At 56.0% G+C, this 17,932-nt stretch carries 17 protein-coding genes; 6 read left to right on the top strand and 11 right to left on the bottom strand.

Annotated features, from left to right (window positions below; translation table 11 throughout):
• Positions 1–59 precede the first annotated feature (59 nt).
• Positions 60–1,529, top strand: coding sequence for a PLP-dependent aminotransferase family protein (locus ACKWMY_RS24585; RefSeq protein ID WP_065683440.1), 1,470 nt, complete (start codon positions 60–62; stop codon positions 1,527–1,529).
• Positions 1,530–1,596: 67 nt separating this feature from the next.
• Positions 1,597–1,959 (top strand): YibL family ribosome-associated protein, encoded by a 363-nt coding sequence (locus ACKWMY_RS24580; protein ID WP_024483275.1) that lies wholly within the window; start codon positions 1,597–1,599, stop codon positions 1,957–1,959.
• A 52-nt stretch (positions 1,960–2,011) separates the two neighbouring features.
• Here ACKWMY_RS24580 and ACKWMY_RS24575 read toward each other — a convergent pair whose 3' ends face one another.
• The 5 genes from ACKWMY_RS24575 to fdhD form a co-directional block, all read right to left on the bottom strand.
• Entirely contained in the window at positions 2,012–2,794 is a 783-nt protein-coding gene (locus tag ACKWMY_RS24575; RefSeq protein ID WP_409487221.1) for a class I SAM-dependent methyltransferase, read from the bottom strand.
• Between the two features lie 49 nt (positions 2,795–2,843).
• On the bottom strand, positions 2,844–3,515 hold the full coding sequence (gene yiiM / locus ACKWMY_RS24570) for a 6-hydroxyaminopurine reductase (RefSeq protein ID WP_409487220.1): 672 nt from the start codon (positions 3,513–3,515) through the stop codon (positions 2,844–2,846).
• A 100-nt stretch (positions 3,516–3,615) separates the two neighbouring features.
• Entirely contained in the window at positions 3,616–5,538 is a 1,923-nt protein-coding gene (locus ACKWMY_RS24565) for a methyl-accepting chemotaxis protein (protein ID WP_409487219.1), read from the bottom strand.
• A 121-nt stretch (positions 5,539–5,659) separates the two neighbouring features.
• Positions 5,660–6,283: a superoxide dismutase [Mn] gene (gene sodA / locus ACKWMY_RS24560; RefSeq protein WP_024483271.1), complete on the bottom strand. Its 624-nt coding sequence runs from the start codon at positions 6,281–6,283 to the stop codon at positions 5,660–5,662.
• Positions 6,284–6,411: 128 nt separating this feature from the next.
• Complete coding sequence (gene fdhD / locus ACKWMY_RS24555; RefSeq protein WP_037434388.1) at positions 6,412–7,239, bottom strand: formate dehydrogenase accessory sulfurtransferase FdhD; 828 nt, start codon at positions 7,237–7,239, stop codon at positions 6,412–6,414.
• A 173-nt stretch (positions 7,240–7,412) separates the two neighbouring features.
• Between fdhD and fdnG the strand changes: the two genes are divergently transcribed.
• From fdnG to fdhE, 4 genes are read left to right on the top strand one after another with little or no spacing between them, the layout of a single operon-like run.
• Positions 7,413–10,460 (top strand): formate dehydrogenase-N subunit alpha, encoded by a 3,048-nt coding sequence (gene fdnG, locus ACKWMY_RS24550; protein WP_080673316.1) that lies wholly within the window; start codon positions 7,413–7,415, stop codon positions 10,458–10,460.
• A gap of 12 nt (positions 10,461–10,472) precedes the next feature.
• Positions 10,473–11,384 (top strand): formate dehydrogenase subunit beta, encoded by a 912-nt coding sequence (fdxH, locus tag ACKWMY_RS24545; protein ID WP_021807291.1) that lies wholly within the window; start codon positions 10,473–10,475, stop codon positions 11,382–11,384.
• Positions 11,381–12,019, top strand: coding sequence for a formate dehydrogenase cytochrome b556 subunit (gene fdoI / locus ACKWMY_RS24540; protein ID WP_024527318.1), 639 nt, complete (start codon positions 11,381–11,383; stop codon positions 12,017–12,019). Before fdxH ends, fdoI begins: the two co-directional genes overlap by 4 nt.
• Positions 12,016–12,945, top strand: coding sequence for a formate dehydrogenase accessory protein FdhE (gene fdhE, locus ACKWMY_RS24535; protein ID WP_308872437.1), 930 nt, complete (start codon positions 12,016–12,018; stop codon positions 12,943–12,945). The genes fdoI and fdhE overlap by 4 nt, the downstream gene beginning before the upstream one ends.
• A 61-nt stretch (positions 12,946–13,006) precedes the next feature.
• Here the strand turns inward: fdhE and ACKWMY_RS24530 are convergent, their stop codons facing one another.
• From ACKWMY_RS24530 to ACKWMY_RS24505, 6 genes are read right to left on the bottom strand one after another with little or no spacing between them, the layout of a single operon-like run.
• Positions 13,007–13,987 carry a hypothetical protein gene (locus ACKWMY_RS24530; RefSeq protein WP_409487218.1) on the bottom strand — a complete coding sequence of 327 codons (981 nt, stop codon included), beginning with the start codon at positions 13,985–13,987 and terminating at the stop codon, positions 13,007–13,009.
• A gap of 19 nt (positions 13,988–14,006) precedes the next feature.
• Complete coding sequence (locus tag ACKWMY_RS24525) at positions 14,007–15,125, bottom strand: hypothetical protein (RefSeq protein ID WP_409487217.1); 1,119 nt, start codon at positions 15,123–15,125, stop codon at positions 14,007–14,009.
• 1 nt (position 15,126) lies between these two features.
• Positions 15,127–15,729, bottom strand: coding sequence for a DUF2612 domain-containing protein (locus tag ACKWMY_RS24520; protein ID WP_409487216.1), 603 nt, complete (start codon positions 15,727–15,729; stop codon positions 15,127–15,129).
• Complete coding sequence (locus ACKWMY_RS24515) at positions 15,726–16,919, bottom strand: baseplate J/gp47 family protein (protein WP_409487231.1); 1,194 nt, start codon at positions 16,917–16,919, stop codon at positions 15,726–15,728. The genes ACKWMY_RS24520 and ACKWMY_RS24515 overlap by 4 nt, the downstream gene beginning before the upstream one ends.
• The gene (locus tag ACKWMY_RS24510; RefSeq protein WP_253083095.1) at positions 16,916–17,269 is read right to left on the bottom strand and encodes a hypothetical protein; all 354 of its coding nucleotides are present in this window, start codon (positions 17,267–17,269) and stop codon (positions 16,916–16,918) included. Before ACKWMY_RS24510 ends, ACKWMY_RS24515 begins: the two co-directional genes overlap by 4 nt.
• A complete protein-coding gene (locus ACKWMY_RS24505) occupies positions 17,266–17,880 on the bottom strand; it encodes a Gp138 family membrane-puncturing spike protein (RefSeq protein ID WP_237657403.1) in 615 nt (204 codons plus the stop codon). Before ACKWMY_RS24505 ends, ACKWMY_RS24510 begins: the two co-directional genes overlap by 4 nt.
• Between the last annotated feature and the right edge of the window lie 52 nt (positions 17,881–17,932).

Below are 17,932 nucleotides of genomic sequence, written 5' to 3'. Positions count from 1 at the left end.
TATTGTCATGGTTACAGTTCAGTTAATTTAAAACTGTACCCAATGCCTGGAGAGAAATTGTGACCCTGCTCGACGAGATCCCGGAAACCCGCTACCTGCAACTGGCGGAGACATTGTCGGCTGCTATCCACCGTGGCACTTTACCGCCCGGTAGCCGCCTGCCTTCGGTGCGCCGCTGCGCACAGAGCCACAGCGTCAGCATCAATACCGTGGTGGCAGCCTATCGCCAGTTGGAAGACCGGGGGCTGATCGAGGCGCGGCCACAGTCTGGTTTTTACGTGCGGGCGACCTTGCCTGCGTTGAAAACGGCGTCGGCACCCAGCAACCGGGTAGAGCAACCGGCGGATGATGTGCTGGCCCTGATCGATACGGTTTTCGCCGCCCAGCAGAACCCGGCCTTCACCAATTTGTCGCTCGCCTGCCCGCAAACCGTGGATTTTTATCCCGGTGGCAAGCTGGGGCGGATGTTGTCATCGCAGTTACGCCGCCAGCCTAATCTGATTGGCCAATACGCTTTGCCGCCGGGCAGCCTGCGGTTGCGCCAACAGATCGCCCGGCGCTCGATGACGTTGGGCATGTTGCTGGAGCCGAGTGATATCACGCTGACGCACGGTTGCATGGAAGCCTTGCAGCTGGCGCTCAGGGTGACCACCAAGCCGGGCGACTGCGTGGGGTTGGAGTCGCCTACCTATTTTTACCTGTTGCCGCTGCTCGCCAGCCTGGGGTTGAAAGCGCTGGAAATCCCCACCGACCCGCAGCATGGCCTGTCGCTGGATGCGCTGGAGTTGCTGCTGCAGGAGAAACGGCTGAATGCGGTCATCGCCATGCCGACGATACAGAATCCGCTGGGCTGCACCATGCCGCTGGCGTCGAAAAAACGGCTGGCACGCTTGATGAACGATCATCAAGTGCCGCTGATCGAAGATGGGCTGTATGCCGAGCTGCAATTTGGCAGCGCGCTCAGCCCGGCGGTGAAGGCGTTCGATAGCGACGGCTGGGTACTGTTTTGCTCCAGCTTCACTAAAACGCTGGCACCGGATTTCCGCATTGGCTGGGTGGTCGGCGGGCGGTTCAGTGATGCGCTGCGCAAGCTGAAGGCGGTGTCTTCGATGTCGGAGTCGCACTTGTTGTCAGAGACGCTGGCCATGTTCCTGGAGGCGGGGGGATACGATCATCATCTGCGCAATTTGCGCAAACGCTATGCGGCGCAGGTGGAAGAGGCCAGGGCGCTGATTGCCCGCCATTTCCCGTGCGGGACAAGAGCTACCCAGCCTGCCGGTGGGTTTGTGTTCTGGGTGGAGTTCCCACCAGGGGTGGATACGGTGGCGCTGTTCCATCAGTTGCTGGATGAGCAGATCTGCCTGACGCCCGGAACGCTATATTCTCCAAGCGGGCGTTATCATAACGGGCTGCGCCTCTCCTGCTGCTATCCATTTAACGCCCGTTATACCCAGGCGCTGGCGCGGGTGGGGGCAAAAGCCTGTGAGATGAGCGGCCTGCCTGCGGGAATTGCGCAAGGTGAGGAGTAACCTGCCGTGCATTTTGCTACACTAGCGAAATATTTTTTACGCCATAGAACAAAACAGGCCAGAGACGATGAAAGAGAAAGAAAAAGCCGAGATTAAGCGCCTGAGCGATTTGCTGGACGCACTGAACCACAAAGACACCGTGGTGATCCAGCAGGGTAACACCGACCTGATTGCGCAACATCTCAAAGAAAAAGAGAAGTTGAAGACCGAGATCGAGCGCCTGAAAAACGTGCGCGTGGAAAAACTGAGTGCGGAAGCGCAGAAGTTGAGCCAGCTGCCGTTCAGCCGTGAGATCACCAAGAAAGAGCAGGCGGATATGGGCACGCTGAAGAAAAGCGCCCGTGGCCTGATCGTGGTGCACCCAATGACCGCACTTGGCCGCGAGATGGGCCTGAAAGTGGTTACCGGCTACGCCAAAAAAGCGTTCTGATAACCAGCCCCGGAGAACATCGTCTTAGCCTGACGATGTTCTCCGGGTTGTTTTATCCGGCTTTAGTCGTAAAGAACGCGCAGGTCTGGTAAGGCACCGTGAGCGTTTCCTTCCCCCGCAGCTCCTCTTCCTCTGCCACCAGTTGGCGAATTTGTTCGATCACCTGTTCCTGCTGTTGTTGCGGCAACGCGGCGATAAAGCTGGTGGATCGCACACGGTTATAAATCACATCCTCCGGCGCTCCGCTATGCCCCAGCATAAACACCTGTTCCTGTAGCTGGGCAAAACCCGGGTAAGGAAACAGCCTGCGCCATTCACCGATATAAAAACGCGGCGCATCCCCTTCGTGGCGATCGACTATCTGATTGAGTTTGCGTACCCAGCCAACCCGCGCATCGCGCATATTCCACACCAGGCCAAGTTTGCCACCGGGTTTCAGCACGCGCTGAATTTCCGCCAGAGCCTGACGTGTGGCAAACCAGTGAAAGGACTGCGCGCACACCACGGCATCCACAGACTCATCCGGCAGCGGGAGTGATTCGGCGGTACCTGCCAGCGTTTTCACCTGGGGGAATGCCGCCGCCAGCTTTTCCAGCATCTGCGCCACCGGTTCAACGGCGATGACGTTGGCACCGGTCTCCAGTAGACGCGGAGTGAACTTGCCGGTGCCTGCGCCCAGATCGATGACGGTCTTACCGGGCTGTAACTCGAGTACCTCACGCAGCCAAACGGCGATTTCCGCCGGATAATCCGGGCGGCCTAAAACGTAGCGATCCGCATTGGCCTGATAGCCAGCCGCTGCCGCGTGATGAATGGAATGAGGTGATGTAGCCATAACGCAGCTCCCTAATCCAGGTCGATAGATGTCTTCTGCCTGGTGCCGATTAACGGCCAAGCAGACGGCGGTTGAGGTCTTCGATTTTGCCGCTGGTGATGCGCGTCAGCATGGTTTTGCTCCAACTGGACGACAGCCCCGCCACCGACAGTAAACGACGGTATTGCTCTTCATCGAACGGCATGTGCCAGGTGATGCTGATGGCTTCTGCGACGGAAACATCACTATTGCGGGTTACCAGCTCCAGTGGCTGATCACCACTGACCATCCCAGTTGATACCACGCGATACAGCCAGCCGCAGCGACCGGTTTGCTGCATCAGCACCGAAATATCGTTAATAGCGAAATGGTAATTGAGTTTGAAACACGGAGAGCGCGGTTGGGTCACCTGGATCAGCGCTTCGCCCCAGCGGAAAATATCCCCCATAAACACGTTATGCTCGGTCAGGCCGAGGGTCGAAATATTCTCACCAAAGGCTGGCGCGCAGAACTGTTCTGCCTGTGCGGGGAACTGTTCACGCCAGTGGTCGTAATGCTCGCGCGGGTAGTGGCAAAGGGCGCGGTCAGGCCCGCCGTGGTAGCTTTTTTCTGCCTGCTCATCGCCTGCCAGACCCAATGGAGTAAGCTTTAGCATACCCTCCACCAGGCGTTTGGCGATAGCGCTGGGGCGGCCACCTTCATAGGGTTGAATCGAACCGAGATAGACGTCTGGGTGGTGCATGCTAGCCTCCATTCACGCTCGTTAATGCCGTCTAGCATAGCCTGAGTCGAGGGGGAGGAACAGAATAACCCGCCCGGAGATCACCGGGCGGGCGGAGGGGTTAGAAGGTCGTCCAGTTGTCTTCGGCGTTGGTGCTCGGTTTGGCCATTGATGGCGATTTGAGCTGTGTGGCTTTCGCCTCCACTGGCGCAGCCTTATCTGCCAGGCGGAATACCGAGACGCTTTGCAGTAGCATTTCGGCCTGCTCTTCCAGCGAATCGGCGGCAGCGGCAGACTCTTCCACTAGCGCGGCGTTTTGCTGAGTGGTGTGATCCATTTCCACGATGGCCTGGCCAATCTGCGCGATGCCCCTAGTCTGTTCATCGGAGGCGGCGGCTATTTCAGCCATGATATCGCGCACGTGGGTGACCGAGCGGACGATTTGTTCCATGGTGTTGCCGGTGTCTTCCACCAGTGCGGTACCGCTCTGTACCCGGTTGACCGACTCGGTGATCAACCCTTCGATTTCTTTCGCCGCCTGGGCGCTGCGCTGGGCCAGATTGCGGACTTCGCTGGCAACAACCGAGAAACCGCGCCCTTGCTCGCCTGCCCGGGCGGCCTCTACGGCGGCGTTCAGGGCCAGGATGTTGGTCTGGAAGGCAATGCCGTTGATCAGGGTGGTAATTTCGGCGATCCGCTGCGAACTGTTGGAAATATCCCGCATGGTGCTGACGACGTTGTTGACCAGTTTGCCGCCCTGCTGTGCGGTTTGCGAGGCATCGGTCGCCAGCTGGTTGGCGTGATGGGCGTTGTCGGCATTCTGCTTCACCGTCGCGGTGAGCTGTTCCATGCTGGCGGCGGTTTCTTCCACCGCGGCGGCCTGCTGTTCGGTACGTGAAGAGAGATCGGTATTGCCCGCAGCGATTTCCCCGGCGGCGGTGGAGACCTGGCTGACCCCCATCTGGATTTTCTCAATCATATCGCGCAGGTTCTGGCTCATGGCGGCGACGGCATTGAGCAACTGGCCCAGTTCATCACGGCGAGTGCTGGTTTGTGCCTGACGTAGATCTCCCTTGGCAATGCGTTCTGCCAGTTCCAGGGTGCTGTTGAGTGGGCGAGTGATCTGCAATGTGATACGCCATGACACCAGTAGGCCAGCAAGAATGGCGATCGCCGTGGTGATCCCCATCTGCCACTGTGCGGTATTGATATTATTGTGCGTCTGCGTCAGCTCATCCTTCATGAAATTGTTAACCAGCGTACCGATCTCGTCAGCGTAGCCGCCGAGCTGTTTACTGATCTTGATCTCATTCTCAACGGCGGGCAGGTAGGCCGCGATGTGGCCTTTATACTCGTCAAGCACGGTCAACAGAGGTTGGAGCAACGGGCGCTGTGACTCGTTCAGGCGTTGGCTGAGCGTGTTGGCGGCGCTACGGGCGTCGTCGATAGCGCTGAGTAATGGGATTTCGGAGTCGCGATTGGGTTGCAGCACCAGGCCACGGGCATAGTAGCGGATCTGGGTCAGCTTCTGGTTCAACTGGATAAACGCCAGTTGCAGATCGGTAGCACCCAGTTGGCGTTCAACCTGGCTCAGGCTGTCCTGAACTTCGGACATGTTCCAGCTGGCTCGCACCGCGTCTTTATCTGCTACGGCTTTGGCAAACATTTTCTGTTGTTGCTCATAGTTACCCAGCAACACCACCAAAAGTTCCAGATCCTTGCGGCTTTGCGCATCCCAATTCAGGTTTTGCGCGTGGCTGGCCAGCTGCAACGCGTTCTCGATATGTTTGCGGTTACGTTCAAGGTAGTCGGTATTGTAATTTTGGCTAAACATGGCCCGGGTGTATTTAGCCTGACTGATTTCGCCCGTTAACTGATAGCTGAAATCGATGCGGTCGCTGCGTGATTCGATAAGATTGAGGTAGGTTATCCCGGTGCCAGCGATAACGATCGCCAGTATCAACATCAGAGAGAATCCGAGTCCGAGTTTTTTACCTACGGTGAGATGAACGATTTTTCCTGCCAAAGTTTGCAATGCCGCCATGATTTATCCCTCTTTAGGCGTTGGTCAATTGAACAAAGCATCGGCAAGGGGCGGTTAAACTTTAGCGGACAACGGGCAAAAAAATGCCCGCATCAGCGGGCATCATCGGAGATAAGCCAAATTATTTCTTGGCTTCGGCGAAGCGTTTGGCCGCTTCGTCCCAGTTCACCACGTTCCAGAATGCCTTGATGTAGTCAGGGCGACGGTTCTGGAATTTCAGGTAGTAAGCGTGTTCCCACACGTCCAGGCCAACGATTGGCAAGCCTGAAGCGCCGGAGACGGCTTCGCCCATCAGCGGGCTGTCCTGGTTAGCGGTAGATACCACGGCCAGTTTGTCGCCTTTCAGCACCAGCCAAGCCCAGCCAGAACCGAAACGGGTGGCGGCGGCTTTCTCGAACTCTTCCTGGAATTTCTCTACGCTGCCGAAATCGCGCTCGATAGCGGCTTTCAGATCGCCACCCAGCGTGGTGCCGGTTTTCAGACCTTTCCAGAACAGGCTGTGGTTAGCGTGGCCGCCTGCGTTGTTGCGCATAAAGGTGCGCTTGTCTGCAGGGACTTTATCCAGATCCTGGATCAGCTCTTCTACGCTCAGCGAAGCCAGCTCAGGGTACGCTTCCAGCACGGTGTTGGCGTTGTTGACATAGGTCTGGTGGTGTTTGGTGTGATGGATTTCCATCGTCTGCTTGTCGAAATGCGGTTCTAGTGCGTCGTAAGCGTAAGGTAGGGATGGCAGTGAATAACTCATGATCATCATCTCCAGTAGTGTAGGGCGGCGCAAAATGTGAGCACCGCGTAAGCAGTATGATGCATTATAATTAATTAAATGATATTGAAAATGATTATCAATGCCCTACAGACTGTGTGGTTTAGGGATTAATCGGTAATACGCTGCGGGTGAGTAAACACCGTTGCCCGGCCTGGCTTGCTAAAGCCAACCAATGTCAGGTTGCTGCGCTCGGCGATTTCCACCGCCAGCGAGGTGGCGGCAGACACTACGAACAGGATCTCGGCGCCGCACATGGCGGATTTTTGCACCATCTCGTAGCTGGCCCGGCTGGAAACCAGGATCGCCCCTTGCTGCCAGCCCTGTTTGGCGCGTATGCCGATCATTTTGTCCAGTGCCACATGGCGGCCAACGTCTTCGCAGCCGCCCAGTAGTTCACCCTGCGGTGAGATCCAACCTGCGGCGTGGGTACACCCCGTCAACTGGCCGACGTTCTGCACCTGGCGCAACTGGCTGAGGGCGCGATCGAGATTGGCCAGCGAGAAGGTCTGGGTGAAGGGCAGTGGTGTGACCGGCCGGAAGATATCCGCCAACTGTTCAATGCCACAAACGCCGCACCCTGTGCGGCCCGCCATCGCCCGGCGGCGCTCCTTCAGCCCGGCAAAGCGGCGGCTGGAAAGCTCGATTTGTACTTCCATGCCGTTGCAGGTGGGATTAACCTCTATACTGAAGATATCCCGTGGTGAGTCGATAATCCCTTCCGAGAGGGAAAAACCGAGGGCGAACGCCTCAAGATCCTTTGGCGTACACATCATCACCACGTGAGAAATACCGTTATACACCAGCGCGACCGGCACCTCTTCGGCGAGCCAATCTTGCTCTGTGGTGGTCAGTTGCCCGCGCTGGTACACCGGAGCCTGGATCAGGCCCGTGAGCGCGTTCACATTTGTGGGCTGCTCTTGGTTAATTTTGTTCACTTTCCTGGCACCTGTTTGTAACAACCCTACGCCTGCTATGGTATTATTGCGGCGCCGTTGCGGCCCATTTGGCCAATACCCACATAAGAATAGTGATTTTAGCGCTTCCCGCTTTGAGGGGGAAAGCGTCATTTGAAACAATGTGACAACACGAGAGAGAAAGGAGACCCCCCATGCAGGTCAGCAGAAGGCAGTTCTTTAAGATCTGCGCTGGCGGTATGGCAGGAACCACGGTGGCCGCACTGGGCTTTAGCCCGGCGGTGGCATTGGCGGAAACCCGGCAGTACAAGTTGCTGCGCGCCCGTGAAACCCGTAATACCTGCACGTATTGTTCCGTCGGCTGTGGGCTGTTGATGTACAGCCTTGGTGATGGCGCCAAAAACGCCAAAGAGAGCATCTTCCATATCGAAGGGGATCCAGACCATCCGGTAAACCGTGGTGCACTGTGCCCGAAAGGGGCAGGTCTGGTGGATTTCATCCACAGCGAAAGCCGTCTCCAATACCCAGAATATCGCGCTCCAGGCTCGGACAAGTGGCAACGCATCAGTTGGGACGACGCCTTCACCCGCATCGCCAAACTGATGAAAGAAGACCGCGATGCCAACTTCGAAGCTACCAACGCCGCTGGCGTAACGGTGAACCGTTGGCTCTCCACCGGGATGCTGTGTGCTTCGGCCTCCAGCAACGAAACCGGTATGCTGACCCAAAAATTTAGTCGCGCTCTCGGCATGCTTGCCGTAGATAACCAGGCGCGTGTCTGACACGGACCAACGGTAGCAAGTCTTGCTCCAACATTTGGTCGCGGTGCGATGACCAACCACTGGGTTGATATCAAGAACGCCGACTTAATTATCGTCATGGGTGGGAATGCGGCAGAAGCGCATCCAGTGGGATTCCGCTGGGCGATGGAAGCCAAAATTCATAATAAAGCCAAGCTGATCGTCATCGATCCGCGCTTTACCCGTACTGCATCCGTGGCGGATTTCTACACGCCTATCCGTTCAGGTACCGACATTGCTTTCCTGTCGGGCGTCTTGCTGTACCTGATCACCAATAACAAGATTAACCGCGAATACGTGGACGCCTACACCAACGCCAGCCTGCTGGTGCGGGAAGACTTCACCTTCGACGACGGCCTGTTCAGCGGCTACGACGCGGATAATCGCAAATACGATAAAACCACCTGGAACTACCAGCTCGACGAGAACGGTTTCGCCAAGCGTGATACTACGCTACAGGACCCGAACTGCGTGTGGAACCTGCTGAAAAAGCACATCAGCCGTTATACGCCAGAGGTGGTCACCAACATCTGCGGCACGCCAACCGAGGATTTCCTCAAGGTGTGCGAATATATCGCCGAAACCAGCGCCAACGACAAGACGGCCTCGTTCCTCTACGCCCTGGGCTGGACACAGCACTCGGTCGGTGCGCAGAACATCCGCACCATGGCGATGATCCAGCTGCTGCTTGGCAACATGGGCATGGCAGGGGGTGGCGTGAACGCCCTGCGTGGCCACTCCAATATCCAGGGGCTGACCGATTTGGGTCTGCTGTCACAAAGCCTGCCGGGCTATATGACGCTGCCTTCCGAGAAGCAGGCCGATCTGGAGACCTACCTGAAAGCGAACACGCCGAAGGCGCTGCTGCCGGGCCAGGTCAACTACTGGAGCAACTACCCGAAATTCTTCGTCAGCATGATGAAGAGCTTCTACGGCGACAAAGCGCAGAAAGATAACAGCTGGGGCTTTGACTGGTTGCCGAAGTGGGACAAAGGCTACGACGTGCTGCAGTATTTCGAGATGATGTCGCAGGGGAAAGTGAATGGCTATATCTGCCAGGGCTTTAACCCGGTTGCCTCATTCCCGAACAAGAACAAAGTGGTGGCCTCGCTGGCCAAGCTGAAGTTCCTGGTAACCATCGATCCGCTGAACACCGAAACCGCCAACTTCTGGCAAAACCACGATGAGTTCAACGACGTTGACCCATCGAAAATCCAGACCGAGGTATTCCGCCTGCCGTCCACCTGCTTTGCCGAAGAGAACGGTTCAATCGTTAACTCTGGCCGCTGGCTGCAATGGCACTGGAAAGGGGCCGATGCCCCAGGGGAAGCGCTGAACGACGGTGAAATTCTGGCGGGGCTGCTGATGCGCCTGCGCGAAATGTACACCCGTGACGGCGGTGCGGTCCCTGAGCAATTGCTGAATATGTCCTGGGATTATCTGACCCCGGAAAATCCGAAGCCAGAAGAAGTGGCGATGGAGAGCAACGGCCGGGCACTGGCGGATGTCCTCGATCCAGACGGCAAAGTGTTGGCGAAGAAAGGCGAACTGCTCAGCACCTTCGCGCACCTGCGTGATGACGGCACCACGGCAAGTGGCTGCTGGATCTTCGCAGGCAGTTGGACGCCAGCGGGCAACCAGATGGCGCGCCGTGATAACGCCGATCCTTCGGGCCTTGGCAACACGCTGGGCTGGGCTTGGGCATGGCCGCTGAACCGCCGCATCCTGTATAACCGTGCGTCTGCGGATCCAGCGGGTAAACCGTGGGATGCCAAACGCCAGTTGCTGGAGTGGGATGGTGCCAAGTGGGGCGGGGTTGATATCCCGGACTACAGCGCCGCCGCACCGGGCAGCGACGTCGGGCCGTTTATCATGCAGCCGGAAGGCATGGGCCGCCTGTTTGCCCTCGACAAACTGGCGGAAGGGCCGTTCCCTGAACACTACGAGCCGTTTGAAACGCCGCTCGGCACCAACCCGTTGCACCCGAACGTGGTGTCCAACCCGGCGGCGCGCGTGTTCAAAGACGATCTGGCCGCGATGGGCAAATCCGACAAGTTCCCGTATGTCGGTACTACCTATCGCCTGACCGAACATTTCCACTACTGGACCAAACACGCGTTGATCAACGCCATCGCTCAGCCAGAACAGTTCATCGAAATTGGCGAGAAGCTGGCAGAGAAGAAAGGCATCAAGCAGGGCGATACGGTCAAAGTCAGCTCCAACCGTGGCTATATCAAGGCCAAGGCGGTGGTGACTAAACGTATTCGTACTCTGCAGGTAAATGGCCAGGACGTGGACACCATCGGCATCCCGATCCACTGGGGTTACGAAGGGGTGGCGAAGAAGGGCTTTATCGCCAACACGCTGACGCCGTTTGTCGGCGACGCCAATACGCAAACGCCAGAGTTCAAGGCGTTCCTGGTTAACGTGGAAAAGGTGTAACGGAGACGAATTATGGCAATGCAATCTCAAGACATCATTCGTAAATCCGCCACCAATGGCTTCACCCCGGCACCGCGCGCGCGCGATCACCAGGAAGAAGTGGCCAAGCTGATCGATGTCACTACCTGTATCGGCTGCAAAGCCTGCCAGGTGGCCTGTTCTGAATGGAACGATATCCGCGATGAAGTGGGGCACAACGTCGGGGTTTACGATAACCCCGCCGATCTGACCGCCAAATCGTGGACGGTGATGCGCTTCTCCGAAGTTGAGGAGCACGGCAAGCTGGAGTGGCTGATCCGCAAGGATGGCTGCATGCACTGTGCCGATCCGGGCTGCCTGAAGGCGTGCCCATCGGAAGGGGCCATCATCCAGTACGCCAATGGCATCGTCGACTTCCAGTCCGAACACTGCATCGGCTGCGGCTACTGCATCGCCGGTTGCCCGTTCGACGTGCCACGCATGAATGCGGAAGATAACCGGGTGTACAAATGTACCCTGTGCGTCGACCGCGTTGGCGTTGGCCAGGAACCGGCCTGTGTGAAAACCTGTCCGACCGGGGCGATCCACTTCGGCACTAAAGAAGCGATGAAAAATGTCGCGGCGGAACGTGTCGATGAACTGAAAACCCGTGGCTACCAGAATGCCGGTCTGTACGATCCGGCTGGCGTGGGCGGCACCCACGTGATGTACGTACTGCATCACGCCGATAAACCGCAGCTGTATCACGGTTTACCGGATAACCCGACCATCAGCCCGGCGGTGACCTTCTGGAAAGGGGTCTGGAAGCCGTTGGCCGCCATCGGGTTTGCTGCCACCTTCGCGGCCAGTATCTTCCACTACGTTGGCGTGGGGCCAAACCGCGTTGAAGAAGAGGAAGAGCAGGATCCGAAGGACGAGCATCATGATGAGGAGACGCGCAAATGAGGAAGGAAAAGCCAATTCAGCGCTATAGCGCGCCGGAGCGGATTAACCACTGGATTGTGGCGTTCTGCTTTATTTTTGCCGCTGTCAGCGGGCTGGGGTTCCTGTTCCCGTCCTTTAACTGGCTGATGAATATCTTTGGTACGCCACAGTTGGCACGCATCCTTCACCCCTTCACCGGGGTGTTGATGTTCGTCGCGTTCCTGCTGATGTTCCTGCGCTACTGGAAGCACAACCTGATCAACCGGGAAGATATCGTCTGGGCGAAAAACATCCACAAAATCGCCATGAATGAGGAAGTGGGTGACACTGGGCGTTATAATTTCGGTCAGAAGTGCGTATTCTGGGCGGCGATCATCAGTCTGGTGCTGTTGCTGGCCAGTGGTATCGTTATCTGGCGGCCATACTTTGCCCCATCCTTCTCCATTCCGCTGATCCGCATCGCGTTGGTGGTGCATTCGTTGGCAGCAGTGGGGTTGATCATCGTGATTATGGTGCACATTTACGCCGCGTTGTGGGTAAAAGGCACCATTACCGCGATGGTGGAAGGTTGGGTGCCGGCTGCCTGGGCCAAGAAGCATCATCCGCGCTGGTACCGTGAGGTCCGCGAGAAACAACAGGAAGACAAACCCAGATGAGTATCCGCATCGTTCCTAAAGAGCAGTTAGGGGCACAGCGTGAAAAGTCTTCAACGGCGGAAACTATTCCGCCGTTACTTTTCGCCAACTTGAAGAGCCTTTATACCCGCCGAGCCGAACGTCTGCAGCAACTGGCCGTAGACCATCCGCTGGGTGACTATCTCAATTTTGCTGCCAGCATTGCGCAAGCGCAGAACAACGCCTGCCACGATAATCCGCTGGAGCTGGATCTCGGTGAAACTCTGACTCAGAGCGCCGCTAGCGGTAAGCCGCCGTTGGACATCAGCGTCTATCCACGCAGCGAACACTGGCACAAGCTGCTGGCATCGCTGATCGCAGAACTGCGCCCGCAGGCACCGGCACACGTGCTGGCGGTGTTGGATAACCTGGAGAAATCCTCGTCCCATGAGCTGGAGCTGTTGGCCAGCGCCCTGCTGAAAGGCGAGTTTGCCAAAGTAGGCAGTGACAAAGCCCCGTTCCTTTGGGCGGCGCTGTCGTTGTATTGGGCGCAGATGGCCAGCCAGATCCCTGGCAAGGCACGGGCCGAGTACGGCGAGCATCGCCAATTCTGCCCGGTTTGCGGCAGTATCCCGGTTTCCAGCGTGGTGCATCTTGGTACCGTGAACGGCCTGCGCTATCTGCACTGCAACCTGTGCGAGAGCGAATGGCACGTGGTGCGGGTGAAATGCAGCAACTGCGAGCAAACCGGCGATCTCAACTACTGGTCACTGGAAAGTGAGCAGGCCGCGGTGAAAGCGGAAAGCTGTGGCGACTGTGGCACCTACCTGAAGATCCTCTATCAGGAGAAGGACCCGAAGGTCGAGGCGGTGGCTGACGATCTGGCTTCGCTTATCCTCGATGCCAAGATGGAAGAGGAAGGCTTTGCGCGCAGCAGTATCAACCCGTTCCTGTTCCCTGGGGAGTGATGTAGGCGCTAATCTGGCCGGGAAATAAAGTTAGGCCGGGGTTTTCCCCGGCCAATCAAGGCTATTTTTTTATCATTCCAGCAGTCCGCATCACTGCCAAGATCTTGTTCAGTGTTTCAACCTGAGTTGCGGCGGTGGCGTCCGGAATTTCCACCAGATTTTTGATCGGTACGGATACCAGTTCACGCCAGTTCAAATCGGCAGGGGCTTCGGTTGTGCCAATATTCTGCCGGTCAACGTTGGTAAATGCCCTACCGTTTGAATCTACCGCCAAGGCTATGCCGCTAAAGACACCTTGCATGGGTTTCGCAAAGGGATTTTTAAGGCCTAACACTATGCCTTCGTTATCGGTTGGGGTAGTTTTAGGATTGGGGTTGCTCGTTGTCCCGTTGGGGGCTTGGTAATACCACACAGAACTGGTGCCACTACCTGGCTTATGGACCTGCAGGTTGTTCTGCGACATATTGAGTTGCCGCACACCCTGATTTTTAAACGTGCCCTCATCAATACCCCGGCTCCAAGCTGCCCATGCTCCGTTAGTTGCCCTGGTTCTCACAAAAGGTCCTGGATCTGAAGTGAACTGAGTACCGTAAAAAACCTGTGTGATGTAAGATCCCCCGAAGGCATTGGTTAACGAGACGTACATCATGGTTTCTGAACCAGGTTCGACACCGAACGGGTAATTTAAGTTATACGATGCCTGGGCATTGACACCACCGGGTAAGCGATAAACGCCGCCCGTGATTAGCGTATTGAGATTGGTTGTTGGCTCAACATCGGTAATCGCACCCTCACCATCTTCTCCCGCAGGGCCTGGTTCGCCCTTTGGTCCTATGGGGCCAGGCTCTCCTTTCGCTCCTGTGGTGCCCTGTTTGCCAGGCTCGCCTGGCAAACCTGAGGGGATAATATCCCTGACGCTTTCCAGCGGGAGATTTTTAGACTCCCACTCTCCCTGGTTATTTTTTTGGCAAAGAACCAGCAGTTCATTACCCGTCAGCGCATTGGCGCGCTCTAAATCAGATATCTTGATACCTTCAGACATTTACAAATTCTCCATCTGTTTAAGCCGTACGCTGCCAGGCTTTTAATGTGATATAGCTTGGAGTGACATCTAAAGGCTGCTGTGCCAACTCTTCTGTGCTTCCTAGCCTTGCCGGGGGGCCTGCCATATTTGTATCGTGGCCGAGCTGATTATCCGAGCCTGATGAGTAAGATCCCCACTTGAGACCAGGAGAGCCCCATCCTGAACGGTGGGTATGTGGTGGTGTATGCTCGGGCAACAACATAATCGCGGCAGTATCTTTCCCGCCAATTTCCATTGCATTACCTGTTGCTGACGCCAAACGGATAAAGCGTGCGGCATTGGATGCGGATAAATCGAGCCAGGTAGTGCCAGGGAAGTCGGTTGCCGGGCTGCGAGAGTGAGTACGGAAAACCACATCGCCGACTGAATGTGGGCAGATTTTTGCCATCAGTTGCGCAAGTTGCCCCAGGATCACCACATCACTGTCTTGGGTCCCTGGGGCAACGTTTGCCAAAACGCGTTTTTTATCGGCTGCCCCAAATGAGACTTCATTGGTTCTGGTGGTGGTTGAACCATAGCCAATCGCGGAACTGTTGGTAAAAGAGGCCGATGCCGACGGGCCTATTGCCGTGGCGTTGGTTGCTGAGGCTGTAGCCCCACTGCCTAACGCAGTTGCGTTTTCTGCGCTGGCTGAGCTTCTCTCGCCTATTGCGACGGAGGCTTTACCTGAGGCAACGGGGGTACCGACACCCGCATTCGAGCCTGCGGTACTGCCGGTGATTTTGATACCGGCAAGCTCCAGATTGGCGCGGCCAACCGCCTTATCTACGATATCTGACAGATTATTGGCTTTGAGTAAAAACTCGTTTTTGTCGATATTCGCGGTAATAAACGCTTTCAGCGCGGCTTCCAGGTTAGCTCGTAGCGTGACCATATCGCCATTATCCAGCACATCCTTACCGCTTTTGTCCGCAATAAACTGTGCCATCAGGTTGGCGATAATGGATGACTGTCGCCATACCGTATTCAGTTGTTTTGATTCCGCAATCCCCGCCGAGAAACCCATTAAACGCGAGGATAGCGTCTCGTAATCTTTCGGTGTTAATACGTTTGCACCTGCTGCTGCCCCGAAAGGCAATATTTCATTCTTAGCCATTTTATGCCCCTAGCAATATTCCCCAGGCTCCAGAATCGAAGCCGGAAGTAAATTCATTATTCAAATCGAAACCAAATAAAGGCGCGTCAGCAATGACATATTTGACGCCTACCCCTTCGGGTTTCACATCCAGATAGCCGGATTTGATTACCGCCCTCAGCACCGGAGAGATATCACCACCAAAGAAATAGATGGTCATGGTCATATCAAAGTTATCTATCGCCAGTACCTTCACTTGCCCATCGGTAAATATGCTTTGATAAATCCCATCAAGGGTTTCCAGGGTGCCGTCCCAGTGATTAGCCTGTATTTTTGCTCGCAGAACGGTGCGGTAAGTCTCATCATCCAAACGTAGCGAGCCATTTGTTGGCTCAATACCGTAGTCCACAATTGGTGTCACAACCTCCCGGTTGATGCCGATCCACAGCCCCAGCACGTCAAGCTGGTTACCCACAGCAGCATCAAGATCAAAATCTCCAAGCAGGCCGTTGGTCACACGTTGGAGGTTAATTAGCGGATGGGTTATCAGGCTGATATGGTCATAAAACCGGGGTTTGCTTTTGTGATAGGAGGTGATGAGACGCTGATATTTAGTCTCACTCATATCGTCACCTTGATGATGATATTGTCATTATGGCTGATAGCGGCTGCGTTAAAGGCGACATCCACGTTGTTTCCCGATAATGCCCCAGGCGAGGTACCGATGGTTAATCCTACCAGGTCGAAGGTTGCACGGTTTTCGGCCCCATTCAAGTTAGCCGGGAGATACAGCCGATGTATTCTGACCGGTTCGCCGATATCGATATTGTTAATATAATCGGCAATCGCGCGCTTAATCTCTTCGCCAATATCAGAGGTGTAACCCATCAGCGGTTTTAATTCGACCTGTACATAAACTGCCACATCGGCTTTACGGAAAAAATTGACGTTCTGCGTCATGCCGTTTTTGTCTTTAACCGCGATCGACGTCGTGCCATAAGTCCCGGCACCTGGAGTTTTTTTCAGGGCGATAGTGCTGGCGATAGCTTTTGCGTCCCCACCATCGACCACGATAGCTATTGAATGCCCGGGAATGCCGTGTTCATCGGGCTGGTTGCTGTCATTCTCGTAAGGCCGTGCGCGTTTCACGCCTGGCAGAGAAGTAATAGCGCCCAAGATGCCATCCAGCACGGTACGTGAGGGCAGTGCGACAGACTGAGATTGCCTGATGCGCAAGTCTGCGTCTGTTTCTATTGCCCGGCCCGGGGTGGCCGCCGCCGGGTTGGTGACCGATTGCCAGCCGCGGGTAGGTGTGCCGATAGCATTCACTTCCCCAGGCAGGGCAATGATTGCGCCATCGACCCGGCTGGTGGCCGTCGCAATGACCTCACCATTTAGCCTGATAACCACCGTGGGTGGTAGGCTCCAACTATTGCCCGAACTGTCGCGTACGATACCATTGGCGATGATGGTGCCCACCTGACCGGTGACGCGCACGTCAACGGTAGAGCGGGATGCGGCACTTTTCTTGATGCCGTTGATCTTGACGTTGGATTCCAGCGCTCGTCCCTGCGCCGTTGCCGGGCTAAAGCTGTTATACACCGCAATCGCCGAATTATTGGCATCATGCATGGCTAGGGCGAAAAGACTCAGCATCTGCCCGTCTTTGCTGTCTGGTTCTAAATAGGCATCCTCGCCGTATATCTGGCGGAAATACCCTGTCAGCGTACTGAGGATGGTTTGATAATCGGGCGCACCGATCCCGCTGGCATCAATGGTGGCCGCCAGCCCAAGCGTATTGAGATTTAGCATTATGCCTCGCTGTTAACGGTGATTTTTCCGTAGAGTGTGTTGATGGTGGCGGTAAAGGCGATCCGGCGTGAGCCGGTGTCGAATTGGATCTCGAGGGTTTCGATCTCGGTGACTCCCTGTGTCGTGAGGATGCGCTCGCGTATCGCCAGTTGATAGATGGGAGATTGATGTTTGCCGAGTATCTCCTGCTTATAGGGGGTTCCCTCGCGGTCATCTAGAAACCATTCCCCCTGCCACAGCTCAAAGCGGGTTTTTACCGCTTGCGCGATCGCTTCGGAAGAATTGGTGAGGAAATGGTTATCCCCACTGCCAAAAACGTAATCGCCGTCTGAATCTTCGCGTCGGTATCTCATTGTGGCCCCCTGGTACTGTTGCCGCCGGATTCGACACCACCGTGTACGTGGCTATCGACTATGACGCCTCCCACCAATTGCAGGCGGCCATCCGGCAGGATTTTTAAACCGTTCAGATCGAATCCCCCTGGTGCCGTCCCAGAAATGGCCCCGCTGGTGGGGTTGATGCCGATCACCGTATTACCATCATCACTGCGCAACTGAGCCGCCGTAGTGCTGATATCGCTGATTTTCTGCGTCTGGGATTGCGGGCCAACGATCACAAAAGCATCGGAGAGATCGTGCTGGCGTGTGGCTACGGCCTCTTGGACGCCGCCGTTCTGCCACCAGAAATCGATGCGACGATCGCAGAACACCACCATGCAATCATCGCCAGCAGCAATGGGGAAAGTGAGCGTGACGCCGCCGCCGCGGGGGAAAACCACCGGTAGATCGGGTATCAGCGGCAACATAATGGAGCTATCGCCGTCCTGCCCGTTGATCGCCAACTGCACGACGCAGGTAACATCTTGCGGATTAAAAGATTGTATGATGCCGGGGAGGCAGACGCGTAATTGGCTAGATAGCCCGTTAGTGGCAGCCCTGAGCGTTTCAGAAAGCTGACCGGTCATTGATTCAGTGGATATTGTCATCACAAATTCCCATAAAAAAACCCGGCACAAT

This window comes from Serratia sp. J2, assembly GCF_046269175.1.
Taxonomy (GTDB): Bacteria; Pseudomonadota; Gammaproteobacteria; order Enterobacterales; family Enterobacteriaceae; genus Chania; species Chania fonticola_C.
The sequence above is the reverse complement of the archived record's forward strand: the minus strand, read 5'-3'. Positions and strand labels throughout refer to the sequence as shown.